General features: G+C 70.4%; 13 protein-coding genes. 8 read left to right on the forward strand and 5 right to left on the reverse strand.

Features of this window, described 5'->3' with window-relative positions; translation table 11 throughout:
- Positions 1–222 precede the first annotated feature (222 nt).
- Both QFZ58_RS14400 and QFZ58_RS14405 read right to left on the reverse strand, forming a co-directional pair.
- Complete coding sequence (locus QFZ58_RS14400; RefSeq protein ID WP_307125335.1) at positions 223–1,053, reverse strand: DUF4328 domain-containing protein; 831 nt, start codon at positions 1,051–1,053, stop codon at positions 223–225.
- 99 nt (positions 1,054–1,152) lie between these two features.
- Positions 1,153–2,748: a family 20 glycosylhydrolase gene (locus QFZ58_RS14405; RefSeq protein ID WP_307125336.1), complete on the reverse strand. Its 1,596-nt coding sequence runs from the start codon at positions 2,746–2,748 to the stop codon at positions 1,153–1,155.
- A 403-nt stretch (positions 2,749–3,151) separates the two neighbouring features.
- On the opposite strand from QFZ58_RS14405, the gene QFZ58_RS14410 reads away from it, so the two are divergent.
- The 7 genes from QFZ58_RS14410 (at position 3,152) to QFZ58_RS14440 (ending at position 8,894) form a co-directional block, all read left to right on the forward strand.
- Positions 3,152–3,658 carry a 2-oxo-4-hydroxy-4-carboxy-5-ureidoimidazoline decarboxylase gene (locus tag QFZ58_RS14410; RefSeq protein WP_307125337.1) on the forward strand — a complete coding sequence of 169 codons (507 nt, stop codon included), beginning with the start codon at positions 3,152–3,154 and terminating at the stop codon, positions 3,656–3,658.
- A 190-nt stretch (positions 3,659–3,848) separates the two neighbouring features.
- On the forward strand, positions 3,849–4,229 hold the full coding sequence (gene sdhC, locus QFZ58_RS14415; protein ID WP_150488090.1) for a succinate dehydrogenase, cytochrome b556 subunit: 381 nt from the start codon (positions 3,849–3,851) through the stop codon (positions 4,227–4,229).
- A 5-nt stretch (positions 4,230–4,234) separates the two neighbouring features.
- Positions 4,235–4,714, forward strand: coding sequence for a succinate dehydrogenase hydrophobic membrane anchor subunit (locus QFZ58_RS14420; RefSeq protein ID WP_014154476.1), 480 nt, complete (start codon positions 4,235–4,237; stop codon positions 4,712–4,714).
- Positions 4,715–4,743: 29 nt separating this feature from the next.
- Positions 4,744–6,498, forward strand: coding sequence for a succinate dehydrogenase flavoprotein subunit (gene sdhA, locus QFZ58_RS14425; protein WP_307125338.1), 1,755 nt, complete (start codon positions 4,744–4,746; stop codon positions 6,496–6,498).
- Entirely contained in the window at positions 6,498–7,265 is a 768-nt protein-coding gene (locus tag QFZ58_RS14430) for a succinate dehydrogenase iron-sulfur subunit (RefSeq protein ID WP_307125339.1), read from the forward strand. Before sdhA ends, QFZ58_RS14430 begins: the two co-directional genes overlap by 1 nt.
- 173 nt (positions 7,266–7,438) lie before the next feature.
- Positions 7,439–8,029, forward strand: coding sequence for a hypothetical protein (locus QFZ58_RS14435; protein WP_307125340.1), 591 nt, complete (start codon positions 7,439–7,441; stop codon positions 8,027–8,029).
- A 118-nt stretch (positions 8,030–8,147) separates the two neighbouring features.
- Positions 8,148–8,894: a TetR/AcrR family transcriptional regulator gene (locus QFZ58_RS14440; protein ID WP_307128865.1), complete on the forward strand. Its 747-nt coding sequence runs from the start codon at positions 8,148–8,150 to the stop codon at positions 8,892–8,894.
- Between the two features lie 146 nt (positions 8,895–9,040).
- On the opposite strand, the gene QFZ58_RS14445 is transcribed toward QFZ58_RS14440, so the two are convergent.
- Both QFZ58_RS14445 and QFZ58_RS14450 read right to left on the reverse strand, forming a co-directional pair.
- Positions 9,041–10,405, reverse strand: a complete 1,365-nt coding sequence (locus QFZ58_RS14445; RefSeq protein WP_307128866.1) for a metallophosphoesterase — start codon at positions 10,403–10,405, stop codon at positions 9,041–9,043.
- Positions 10,406–10,473: 68 nt separating this feature from the next.
- On the reverse strand, positions 10,474–10,719 hold the full coding sequence (locus QFZ58_RS14450) for an SCO4848 family membrane protein (RefSeq protein WP_307125341.1): 246 nt from the start codon (positions 10,717–10,719) through the stop codon (positions 10,474–10,476).
- A 121-nt stretch (positions 10,720–10,840) separates the two neighbouring features.
- On the opposite strand from QFZ58_RS14450, the gene QFZ58_RS14455 reads away from it, so the two are divergent.
- Positions 10,841–12,091: a D-alanyl-D-alanine carboxypeptidase family protein gene (locus QFZ58_RS14455; RefSeq protein WP_373428550.1), complete on the forward strand. Its 1,251-nt coding sequence runs from the start codon at positions 10,841–10,843 to the stop codon at positions 12,089–12,091.
- On the opposite strand, the gene QFZ58_RS14460 is transcribed toward QFZ58_RS14455, so the two are convergent.
- Positions 12,039–12,959 carry a YihY/virulence factor BrkB family protein gene (locus tag QFZ58_RS14460; RefSeq protein ID WP_307125343.1) on the reverse strand — a complete coding sequence of 307 codons (921 nt, stop codon included), beginning with the start codon at positions 12,957–12,959 and terminating at the stop codon, positions 12,039–12,041. The genes QFZ58_RS14455 and QFZ58_RS14460 overlap by 53 nt on opposite strands.
- Positions 12,960–13,061 lie beyond the last annotated feature (102 nt).

Here is a 13,061-nt window from a genome sequence, read left to right on the forward strand (position 1 = left end):
CGCCTCAGGCTGCGCGCTGTGCAGGAGCTCGGGCGGGAACCCGGCGAAGACGCCGTGACCGGTTTTCGCCCTGCTCCGACGGGACGTGCCGATCATCGGGCCCCCGGCCGAAAGGGACACCCCGATCGGACGGGGCCTGCCATGGGACGGGGCTCCTGCCCGCCGTGCGGGGCCGGGAGGCCGGAGCAGTCGGGGTCGGATCAGGACGGAACCCGGTTCGGATCAGGACGGAACCGGTCCGGTCGCCGGCCGTTCCATGAGCGGGTGCGGCCCGAGGGCGGCGCGCTCACCCTGCATCCGGGTCAGGCTGCGCACGAAGACGATCGCGAGGACCGCGGCGAGCAGGTCCAGCACATCTCCCACGATCACCAGGCCGGCCGCGTCCATGACCTCCTGCGGCTCCTCCGACGCGACGTACTGCCGGGACGCGTACCGGGAGAAGAGCAGCGAGACGACCCAGGCGGTCCACCAGGCGTTGAGCGTCGCCTTGGAGACGGAGCCTCGGCCGCCGTCCGGGGCCGGCCGCGCGCTCGCGGTCCAGATCCCGCCCGCGATCCGGCGGGGCAGCCAGAAGTTGCCGAACGGCACGAACCAGCTGCCGATCGCCCACCCCGCCTTCATGGGCTGCTGACTCGCGTCGAACACCTCGGCGTTCTGCCGTACCCGGTGGAACCAGATGACGAAGAGCACGGCGGTGCCGAGCAGCGCCAGCATCTGGAGGCTGCCGGCCCGGGAGTACAGGAGGTCCGCCCGGAGCGCCTCCGACTCCCCGCCGAAGTTCAGGAAGCCGTCGGTGACCCCGTCGCCGATCACGCCACGGAGGTTCAGCCCGGCGGCCACGGCGAGCAGATCGGTCACCACGACGGCGGACAGCAGGGCGACCACGGCCTTGGAGAGCCCCACGGGCGAGCGCAGCCGGTGCCACGTCTCGGGCGGCGGTACGGCGGTGGGCCGCATCAGTCCGCCGGGGGCCGCCCGGTGGAGGGCGGTGCAGCGGGTGCAGCGCCCGGCCGCGTCGGCGACGGGTCTTACCCCGCATGTGGTGCACAGCATGGTGGTGGAGCCCCCCAGGAATGGTGATCTCGGCACCGGCCGCGCGCCCCTCCCCGGGGCGCGCGGCCGGTGGATCCCAGGAGCGTACTGGGGCCCCGCTCAGCCGGACGAGGCGGTCCGGTCGGCCAGCTCCGTGAACTGCGCCCAGCTGAGCTGCGGCTTTCGCGGATCCCACAGCTTCTGGGAGATCGCGTTGAGCGGCATACGGATGCCGTCGGCCACCTGCTGGGGGGTCTGGGCGTTGGGGAAGTCCCCCCAGACCGCGAACCGGCCGCCCAGGATCTGCTTCGAGTACCGCGCGGGCACCGGCTCGGTACCGCGCAGGACGAGCGGGGTCCACTGCTCGTAGATCCGCTTGCCCGTGGGGTAGACGAAGTCGTTGGGCTGGCCGAGCACGTAGTAGAGGTACTCGTCGTTGAGGTTGACCACCTTGCGGCCCTCGGCCAGGTAGTCCTGCGGCGGCCGGGCGCCGATCTCCTTGCCTGTCCAGTACTCGACCTCGATGCCCTTGTCGCCGGTGACCGTGCCGCCGCTGAAGAAGCCGTCGTTCCACGCCTTGGGGATCTTCTGCGCCTTCCGGACGACCGCGGCACGGTCGTTCAGCCAGCCCTCGGCCAGGTCCTGGATGGTGGCGCCGTTCCCGTACTTCTCCCGGGCGGCCGTGGCGAGCTGCGGGTAGGAGGCCTGCGGGTCGCTGACGGTGAGCGCCTGGTACTCGTCCGCGCCGACGTGGAACCACTGGCCGGGGAACAGCTCGGCGTACTCGCGCAACAGGTCGTCGACGATCTCGGCCGCCTCGGGCTCGGAGATGTCGATGGCGCCCTGCCGGGTCACGCCCTGGGTGTTGCGCAGTTGGAGATCGGGGTGGGCCCGCAGGACGGCTCCCAGGTGTCCGGGCGAGTCGATCTCGCCGACGACCGTGATGTGGAGACTCGCGGCGAGCTTCAGGATGCGGCGGACCTCCGCCTTGGTGAGGTGGTCCGCGGAGACGATCTCGGGGTGCGAGTCGGATTCGATCCGGAAGGCCTGGTCGTCGGAGAAGTGCAGGCCGAGCTGGTTGAGCTTGAGGTCGGCCATCTCCCGGAGCCGGTCCTCGATCCAGTCGGCGCTGTAGTGCTTGCGCGCGATGTCGAGGTTGAGCCCGCGCTGGGGCCGGTCGGGGGCGTCGCGCACCACACCCTCGGGCATGGTGCTGTCGGCGTTCAGCGACTGCTTCAGGGTGCGGGTCCCGTAGAAGACGCCCGCCTGGTCGGGCCCGCTGATCGTGACCCGGTCCCCTTCGGTCTTCAGGGTGTACGACTCCGGGGCGCCCTTGCCGGGGGTCCCGAGGGCGAGTTCGACGTCGCCGGCCCGTGCCGCGACCTCGCCCCGATAGCGGATCTTCAGCTCCTCGGCGAGTAGCTGCGCCTCGTCGGCGAGCTCGTGGTCGGCGGCGACGACCGTGCTGTCACCGGCCGGCTTCCAGCCCGGGCCGCGCGCCGCGGTGTGCTCGCGCACCGCCGGTACGGTCCGCGGCGTCGAGGAGAGCGGGTAGCTCCGCGTGGGCGACGGGGAGGCCGAGGTGCGGGACGAGGACGCCGCGCCGTTCTGGGGGCCGGAGCCGGAACCCTCGGGCCAGACGACGACGGTCAGGGTGACGGCGGCTACCGCCGTGACGGCCGCGCCGGCCACCAGGGCTCCACGTGAGGGCGACATCGGTCAGAATCCTCCGGATCGAGGGAGAAAGAGATCAAAGAAGGAGAAGAAGTCGGGCATTCGCCCCATTGATTCGTCCATCAAGCGTCCCGAAACTCTCCCGTCCGGGTGAATTTCGCGCACGCTTCGGGTGCTCGTTGCCTGGTCCCGCTAGCGTTACGGCACAGTCATTTCGGCCCTTACTCTCTCCCCCGCGCAACCTTGTGGCTCTCGGGCCCCTCTCCAGGGTCACAGTTGTCATTCATTCGAGGAGTTCCCGCTGTCCAGGTCCAGCGAGCCCCACGCCGGCCTGCCGAGGCGACCGCGGCCGGCCGGACGGACGGCGCTGCCCGTCCAGAGCCGCAGCCCCGTGGCGGCCTCGCAGGAGACCCCGCCGGAGCCCCGGGTTCCGGAACCAGTCTCGGTGAGCGGACGCGCGAGTGCCCACTCGAGCGGATTCGACCGCTTCAACACCTGGCCCGGCGGGCTCGCCGAGGCGGCCCTGCTGGAGTGCTGCGGCAGCCGGCGCTGGGCGCTGCGGCTGGCGGCCCACCGCCCGTACCCGGACCTCGGCGCCCTGCTCGCCGCCTCCGACGAGGCCGGTTACGACCTGGCGCCCGCCGACATCGCCGAGGCGCTCGCCGCCGAGAGTGCCCCCTGTCTGCACCACGCCGCGCCCCGCGCCGCGCACCTGGCGCTCCAGGCCGCGCACGCCGCGTACGAGAGCCGCTTCGGCCACGTCTTCGTGATCTGCCTGGACGGCCTGCCGCCCTCCCAGCACGTGGACCAGGTGCTGGGAGCCATCCGCACCCGGCTGGCTCACGACCCGGACGAGGAGCGGGCCCTCACCGCGGAGGAGATGCGGCGACTCGCCCGGGCCCGCATCATCGAGCTGGTGACGGCGGCGGGCAGGGACCGGAGCCCGTTCTGACCCGTGGCACACGGTCCGCGATAGCCCGTCCGTGCTTCTTTGATTGCCTCTTTGATCACACCGGAGGCCCCGCCGCCATGGAACCGACAATGCGTCGCTACGATGGCCGGGGCCGGTGGACCGTACCCGGCCGGGTCAGACCGACAGTCAAGCCGGCCGACCCCAATCCCCGCTCCCGGAGGGTTCTTCCGTGCCGGCTGGAACGCTGTACCGCGGCCGGGAAGGCATGTGGTCCTGGGTGGCTCATCGAGTCACCGGTGTCCTCATTTTCTTCTTCCTGTTCGTACACGTCCTTGACACCGCCCTGGTGCGTGTCTCCCCCGAGGCGTACGACGATGTCGTGGCCACTTACAAGACCCCGCTCGTCGCGCTGCTCGAGTACGGCCTGGTGGCCGCGATCCTCTTCCACGCGCTGAACGGTCTCCGCATCGTCGCCGTGGACTTCTGGGCCAAGGGCGCGCGCTATCAGAAGCAGATGCTGTGGACCGTCCTGGGCATCTGGATCGTGCTGATGGTCGGGGCCCTGTACCCCGTCCTCGGTCACGCCGTACGCGAAGTATTCGGGAGCTGAGGCCGATGTCCACCGAGACACCTTCTTCCGCGATCGGCGACGTCGAGGGCGTAAGCCTGTACGACGTCGACAACCCGGCCCCGGTGATCGAGCCCCCGCGCAAGCGCACGGGCAAGACCCCCAAGGGTTCGCGCACCAACTTCGAGATGTACGCCTGGCTCTTCATGCGCCTGTCGGGCATCGTGCTGGTCGTCCTCGTCATCGGTCACCTGCTGATCCAGCTCGTGCTGGACGGCGGCGTCTCGAAGATCGGCTTCGCCTTCGTGGCGGGCCGCTGGGCCTCGCCGTTCTGGCAGGTCTGGGACCTGGCGATGCTGTGGCTCGCCATGCTCCACGGCGCCAACGGCCTCCGTACGGTCATCAACGACTACGCCGAACGGGACAACACCCGTTTCTGGCTGAAGATGCTCCTGTACACCGCCACGGTGTTCACCGTCCTGCTGGGCACGCTGGTGATCTTCACCTTCGACCCGAACATCCGCTAGGCGCCGGGACAGAGGGACCAGAGGAAACCATGCAGATCCACAAGTACGACACCGTCATCGTCGGCGCCGGCGGCGCCGGTATGCGCGCGGCCATCGAGTCGACGAAGCGCAGCCGCACCGCCGTGCTGACGAAGCTCTACCCCACCCGCTCCCACACGGGCGCCGCGCAGGGCGGCATGGCCGCCGCGCTGGCGAACGTGGAGGAGGACAACTGGGAGTGGCACACCTTCGACACGATCAAGGGCGGCGACTACCTGGTCGACCAGGACGCCGCCGAGATCCTGGCGAAGGAGGCCATCGACGCCGTCCTCGACCTGGAGAAGATGGGCCTGCCGTTCAACCGCACGCCCGAGGGCCGCATCGACCAGCGCCGCTTCGGCGGTCACACCCGTAGCCACGGCGAGGCCCCGGTCCGCCGGTCCTGCTACGCCTCCGACCGCACCGGCCACATGATCCTCCAGACGCTGTACCAGAACTGCGTCAAGGAGGGCGTGGAGTTCTTCAACGAGTTCTACGTCCTGGACCTCCTGCTGCAGGACGTGGACGGGGTCAAGAAGTCCGCGGGCGTCGTCGCCTACGAACTGGCGACCGGCGAGATCCACGTCTTCCAGGCGAAGGCGATCATCTTCGCCTCCGGCGGCACCGGCAAGTTCTTCAAGGTGACGTCCAACGCCCACACCCTGACGGGTGACGGCCAGGCCGCCGCGTACCGCCGTGGCCTGCCGCTGGAGGACATGGAGTTCTTCCAGTTCCACCCGACGGGCATCTGGCGCATGGGCATCCTGCTGACGGAGGGCGCCCGTGGTGAGGGCGGCATCCTCCGCAACAAGGACGGCGAGCGCTTCATGGAGAAGTACGCGCCGGTCATGAAGGACCTCGCGTCCCGTGACGTCGTGTCCCGCTCCATCTACACGGAGATCCGTGAGGGCCGCGGCTGCGGTCCCGAGGGTGACCACGTCTACCTCGACCTCACGCACCTCCCGCCGGAGCAGCTGGACGCGAAGCTCCCGGACATCACCGAGTTCGCGCGTACGTACCTCGGTATCGAGCCCTACACGGACCCGATCCCGATCCAGCCGACCGCGCACTACGCCATGGGCGGCATCCCGACCAACGTCGAGGGCGAGGTGCTGGCCGACAACACCACCGTCGTCCCGGGCCTGTACGCCGCCGGCGAGGTCGCCTGCGTCTCCGTGCACGGCGCGAACCGCCTGGGTACCAACTCGCTGCTCGACATCAACGTCTTCGGGCGCCGGTCGGGTATCGCCGCCGCCGAGTACTCCGCGAAGAACGACTACGTCGAGCTTCCCGAGAACCCGGCGCAGCTGGTCCAGGAGCAGGTCGAGCGGCTGCGCAACTCGACGGGCACCGAGCGCGTCCACACGCTCCGCCTGGAGCTGCAGGAGTGCATGGACGCCAACGTCATGGTGTTCCGCACCGAGCAGACCATCAAGACCGCGGTCGAGAAGATCGCCGAGCTGCGCAAGCGCTACCTCAACGTGTCCATCCAGGACAAGGGCAAGCGGTTCAACACCGACCTCCTCGAGGCCATCGAGCTGGGCAACCTGCTCGACCTGGCCGAGGTCATGGCGATCTCCGCGCTGGCCCGCAAGGAGTCCCGCGGCGGTCACTACCGCGAGGACTACCCGAACCGCGACGACGTCAACTTCATGCGCCACACCATGGCGTACCGCGAGGTCGCGGACGACGGCACCGAGTCGATCCGGCTCGACTACAAGCCGGTCGTCACGACCCGCTACCAGCCGATGGAGCGTAAGTACTGATGGCTACCCCGACCCTGGACAAGACCGACAAGGCCGAGGCGGGCTTCGCCGACACGCCCTACATCACGGCCACGTTCCGGATCCGCCGGTTCAACCCCGAGGTCTCCGACGAGGCCCAGTGGCAGGACTTCCAGATCTCGATCGACCCGAAGGAGCGTGTCCTCGACGCCCTTCACAAGATCAAGTGGGAGATGGACGGCACCCTGACGTTCCGCCGCTCCTGCGCGCACGGCATCTGCGGCTCCGACGCGATGCGGATCAACGGCAAGAACAGGCTCGCCTGCAAGACGCTGATCAAGGACATCAACCCGGAGAAGCCGATCACGGTCGAGGCCATAAAGGGCCTCACGGTCCTCAAGGACCTCGTGGTCGACATGGACCCGTTCTTCCAGGCCTACCGTGATGTCATGCCCTTCCTCATCACCAAGGGCAACGAGCCGACGCGCGAGCGTCTGCAGTCCGCCGAGGACCGCGAGCGCTTCGACGACACCACCAAGTGCATCCTGTGCGCCGCGTGCACGTCCTCGTGCCCGGTTTTCTGGAACGACGGGCAGTACTTCGGCCCGGCGGCCATCGTCAACGCGCACCGGTTCATCTTCGACTCGCGTGACGAGGGCGGCGAGCAGCGCCTGGAGATCCTCAACGACCGTGACGGTGTGTGGCGTTGCCGCACGACCTTCAACTGCACGGACGCCTGCCCCCGTGGCATCGAGGTCACCAAGGCGATCCAGGAAGTGAAGCGCGCGCTCATCACCCGCCGCTTCTGACCCACGAGTTGCGGGACAGGCCCCGTTTTCCGCACCGACTGTGCGGAAGGCGGGGCCTCTTGGTGCGTCCGGCGTGCCGGGAAGGTACGGTCATGCGGAGCCGGTCACCGGTTCGCCTCTTCCGGCGCAGCACGGCACGGGAGCAGAAGGCTTGATGGAGAACGGGGAACGTTGTGAGCGATCCGAATCCGTACGCGGACGACTCATACAAGTGGGGCCCGCCCCAGCCGCCGGGCAGCCCGCCCACGATGCCGGACGGCCAGGGATACGGCTACCCCGCGCCGGGCGCCGCCCCGGGGTACGGCTACCCGCAGCCGCTCCCCGACTCCGCCGCCCAGCCCGGCCCCGGTTACGGCTACCCGGGGCCCGGACAGCCCACCGAGCCCGGCTTCAACCTGCCGGTGCAGCACGGGGGCGGCAGCGTGCCGATGCTCTCCTTCGGTGACATCACCGTCATGAACGACGGCATCGTGACCCCCTCCGGGACGATGCCCCTCAAGGGGGCGGTGTGGACGGCGACCGACATGTCGCGCACCGAGGAGAAGATCCCGACCGTGGGCATCGTGCTCGCCATCGTGTTCGCCCTCTTCTGTCTGATCGGCCTGCTCTTCCTGCTGATGAAGGAGAAGAGGACGACGGGCTTCGTCCAGGTCACGGTGACGAGCGGCGGCCGGCACCACTCGACGATGATCCCGGCGACGGGTCCGGAGACCTTCCAGATGGTCATGGCGCAGGTCAACACCGCGCGGTCGATGAGCGCCTGAGCCGGAGCCGGACCCGGGCGCGGCCCCTCCGCCGCCGGGTGCCGGATCCGGCGGTGGATCTCCCGGATAGCCTGGGGCCGTGGCGAAGGACGAGAACGACCCCCCGGCTCCGGACGCGGTGGAACAGGCCGGAGACGACCGGCCGGCCAAGGCACCCAAGAGTGAGCAGACCCGCACGCTGATCCTGCGTACCGCACTGCGCCTCTTCGAGGAGCGGGGCTACGACCGCACGACAATGCGGGCCGTCGCCCAGGAGGCGGGGGTCTCCGTGGGGAACGCGTACTACTACTTCGCCTCGAAGGAACACCTGGTCCAGGGCTTCTACGACCGGATCGCCGCCGAGCACGAGGCGGCCGTCCGCCCGGTCCTGGCCGGCGACCCGGACCTGGCCGTACGCATCCGCGGGGTGTTGCTCGGCTGGCTGGACGTGGCCGGGCAGTACCACCGCTTCGGGGCCCAGTTCTTCAAGAACGCCGCCGACCCGGACAGCCCGCTCTCGCCGTTCTCCGACGAGTCGGTCGCCGCCCGCGAGGCCGCCGTCTCGATCCACCGGCGGTGCCTGGCCGGGGCGTCCACCCGGCCCGATCCGGAACTCGAGGAGTCGCTGCCGCAGTTGCTGTGGCTGATGCAGATGGGCCTGGTGCTCTTCTGGGTCCACGACCGGTCCGAGGGCGCGGAACGCAGCCGTCGGCTCGTCGAGCGCACGGCGCCTCTGGCCGCACGGGCGATCGCGCTCTCCCGTTTCCGGGTGCTGCGCCCGCTCGTGCGTCAGCTTCACGGCGTACTGGTGGAGTTCATGCCCGCCGCGACCTCGCGCCCGTCGGGAGCGACCTCGCGCCCGTCGGCCGGCACCGGGCCCGGCTGACCCCCGGGTCCGGCTGCCGTCACGCCCCGCCGACGCCGGGTCCGGCCGGCTGCCGTCGGATCCGGCGCTTTCCGTGGTCACGCGGGCAGCCCGCAGTCCGTGGTCACGCGGTCCCGCGGTCCCGCGGTCGAGGGAGCCGTGGCCGCTCAGGCCTGGCGGGAGGCGAGTTCCACCACGGTGATGTCGGAGGGCGCACCCACCCGCACGGGCGGGCCCCAGGCGCCCGCGCCACGCGACACGTAGAGCTGTGTGTCGCCGTAGCGTTCGAGCCCGGCGACCGTGGGATTGGCCAGCTCGGCCAGCAGGTTGCCCGGCCAGAGCTGCCCGCCGTGCGTGTGGCCGGAGAGCTGGAGGTCCACGCCGTACTCGACGGCGTCGTCGATCACGACGGGCTGGTGCGCGAGCAGGACGGAGGCACGGTCGCGGTCCCGGTCGCCGAGCGCGCGCCCGAAGTCCGGGCCCTGGCCCTCGCTCTCGCCCGCGACGTCGTTGACCCCCGCGAGGTCGAACCCGCCGATCTCGACCCGGGCGTTCTCCAGCGGGTGCAGCCCCAGTTCGCGTACGTGGTCCACCCACTCGGCCGCACCGGAGAAGTACTCGTGGTTGCCGGTGACGAAGTAGCTGCCGTGGCGGGCCTCGAGCCCGGCCAGCGGTTCGGCGGCGGAGCCCAGGTCGGCGACGGACCCGTCGACGAGGTCCCCGACGACGGCGACCAGGTCGGGCTGTGCCGCGTTGATCGCGTCGACGATGCGCCGGGTGTGGGCCCGTCCCAGGATGGGGCCGAGGTGGATGTCACTGACGACGGCGATCCGGAAGCCGTGCGCGGAGCGCGGCAGTTTCGCGAGCGGGACGGTGATCCGCTTCGTCCGGGGGCCGCGCAGCACTCCGTAGGTCCCGTACCCGACGGTGCCGAGCCCGGCGACGGCGGCTGCGCCGCCGACGGCGCGGGCGACGAACAGCCGCCGCGTGGGACCGGCGGCGGCCGGGGCCGCGGGGCCCTGCCCACCGGACGGGACGTCCGTACGGGTACCGGCTGCGGGCGCGGTGCCGCCGCGTGCGCCGGCGACGGCGTCCGTGGCCGCAACAGCCCCCGCACCGGCGCCGGCACCGGCGCCCGCGCCGGCAACGGCACCGGCGCCCGCGTCGGCCGTGCTCGCCGCCGTGTCCGCCGCGGGCTCCGGGGCCGTCCCGGCCACCCGGCGGGCCGTGACCCTGTGGAGCACGGGGCGTACGGCCTCACCGACGAGCAGAGCCAGCGTCAGGTACAGGAGCGCGGCCAGCCACAGGAAACCCGGCCAGGCCAGCACCTGCTGCACCACGAAGGGAAGACCCGTACGGCTCGACACGAGGGCGCCGACGCTCAGGAGCGGCAGGACGAACGCGGCGACCGTGCCGGCGCGGCGTGCGAGGCTGCCCGGGGCCGTCGTGTCACCGATCAGCCTGCGCCACACATAGCGGTGCACGCCGACGAGCAGCGCGAGGACCGCGACCGCCACCCCTGCGAAGACCACGATCACGTACGCTCCCCCGCCCACCCTCTGAAATTCGCCCGTCCGCGTTCACTCGTCGGCCGGGGGTGTCATGCGCTCTCGCGCCGCAATGCCCTGACGCCACGGAACCCGATGACCCCGACGGCCGTCCCCAGAAGAAACGACGTGATGGCGAGCAGCAGGTGGACCCAGAAGTACGCGGTCGGGTCGCCGGCGTCGTCGAAGGCGAGCCCGCTGCCGTCCTTCCACAGGTTCTTGACGAAAGTGACCCAGATGAACCAGCTCCACACCCCGAAGGCGAGCAGGAACCAGGAAACGGGGCGGCTGAGCTTCATGGCATCAGTATCGCCGCCACGCCCGGGGCCGGTCGCGCGGGGTGGGCTGTACCGGCGGTATGCACGGCGGGTCAAGCCATCCGGGTCTCTGTCCTCGTCAACGCCCTGTACGTTTTCGACCGTGCCTGCTCTGAAAAAGACCGCATTGACGGTCCTCTCTGCCGCGTTGCTGTCCGTATGTGTCATCAGCCCCGGAGTGGCGGCCGACAAGGACAAGACCGACGACCAACAGCCGAAGCCGCCCGGCCGGATGTCGACCGTGGGCGGCGGGCGACTGGGCCAGGTGGGCACCCAGGTCGATCTCGGCCCCGGCGCGCCGGTCCTGCCCAAGGGCCTCACCGGCCGGTCGTGGATCGTCGCGGACGCGGAGAACGGCCAGGTGCTCGCCTCGCACAACGCCCACTGGCGGCTGCCACCGGCCTCCACCCTGAAGATGCTCTTCGCGGACACGGTCCTTCCCGCCCTGCAGCCGAAGAGCATGACCCACACGGTGACCGAGAGGGAACTCGCCGGTATCGGCGCGGGCAGCAGCCTGGTGGGCCTCAAGGAGGACCACACCTACACCGTCCACGACCTGTGGCTCGGGGTGTTCCTCCGCTCCGGCAACGACGCGGTGCACGTGCTGTCCTCGATGTACGGCGGCGTCGACGCGACGGTCGCTGCGATGCAGCGCCACGCCGAGGAACTGCAGGCACTCGACACGACGGTCGTCTCGCCCGACGGCTACGACGCCCCCAACCAGGTCTCCAGCGCCTACGACCTGACGCTGTTCGCCCGGAGCGGGCTGCAGAAGGCGGACTTCCGCGAGTACTGCGCGACGGCCACCGCGGAGTTCCCCGGCGAGCAGAAGAAGGGCAAGAAGCGCGAGAGCTTCGAGATCCAGAACACCAACAGGCTGATCACCGGGGACATCGGGGTGGACCCGTACCAGGGCATCGCGGGGGTCAAGAACGGCTACACGACGCACGCGGGGAACACCTTCACCGGAGTCGCCGAACGCAACGGCAAGGTGCTGCTCGTCACCGTCATGAACCCGTCGTCCGACGTGAGTCACGCCGTGTACAAGGAAGCGGCCGGTCTGCTGGACTGGGGCTTCTCGGCGAGCGGCAAGGTGACGCCGGTCGGCGAGCTGGTGCCGCCGAAGTCCGCCGAGACCGGGACCGGCAAGGGGGCCCAGCCCACCGGCGAGGACACGGCCCCCGGCGACGCGGCCACGCAGGTCGCCGCGGCGCGCCCCGCCGGGGGGTCCGGCGGGGCCTGGATCGCGCTGTCGGTCGCCTGCGGGCTGCTGGTGGTCCTGGCCGGCGGGGTCTTCCTGGTCAACCGGCGCTGGCCGCTGCCGGACCTGGTGCGCCGTCTGCCTCGTCGCTGACGGTCGTGTCCGCGCTCTCCTTGCTCGGTGTGGCCGTCCAGGCGGCGCAGAACAGCAGCAGCTTCGCGCTGAAGTTGATCCAGAGGAGGAGCGCGACCGGGACCCCGAAGGCGCCGTACATGCTCTTGGAGGCGACGCCGCTCATGTAGCTGCCGAGCAGCAGCTTGAGGAGCTCGAAGCCGATGGCACCGATGAGCCCCGCGACGATCAGCCGCCGCCGGGGCGGCTCCACGCCGGGCAGCAGGGTGAGCAGGTAGAGGAGCAGCAGGAAGTCGGCGAACGCGGCGACGGCCAGGGCGGCCACCTGGAGCAGTACGCCGCCCGCGCCGTGCTCGGGGATGCCCAGCAGGTCGGCGGTCCAGCCGATGGCCGTGGAGCCGATCGTGGACGCGGCGAGTGTCACGAGAGCCGCACCGCCGAGTCCGAGCAGCAGCACCGCGTCCTTGAGCTTGCGGATCACCGGATTGCCCTCGTCCGCGTCGTCCCTCTCCCAGACGGCGCGCAGGCAGTCCCGCAGCGAACCGACCCAGCCGATGCCGGTGAAGAGCAGCAGCGCACCGGCGACCAGACCGACCGTGCCCGCGTGGGCCACGAGGTTCTCGATGCCCAGCTGGTCCGAGATGCCCGGCACCTGTTCGGCGAGCTTGTCCTCGATCGTCCGCAGCTGATCGGCGGAGAGCAGCGAGGCACCGATCGCCGCCCCGACCGCGATGAGCGGGAAGAGCGCCAGGAAACTGACAAAGGTGATCGCCGCGGCGAGCCTGGCCCAGTGGGCCCGGTCCAGCGTCTCGTAGGAGCGCCAGGCGTGCGTCTCCATCAGCCGCGCGAGAGGCGGCCCGATGACGGGGAGTCTTGTCAGCCAGTCCATGACGTACGCCTACCCTGCCGGACGCGGAAAACCGAGGTCCCGTAACTCTCCGGCTTCCGGTCACCCATTTCGGTGAGTGCTGTAACAAATCCCTCAAAAGGG

This window comes from Streptomyces sp. B1I3 (genome assembly GCF_030816615.1).
In the GTDB taxonomy this organism is placed as follows: Bacteria; Actinomycetota; Actinomycetes; order Streptomycetales; family Streptomycetaceae; genus Streptomyces.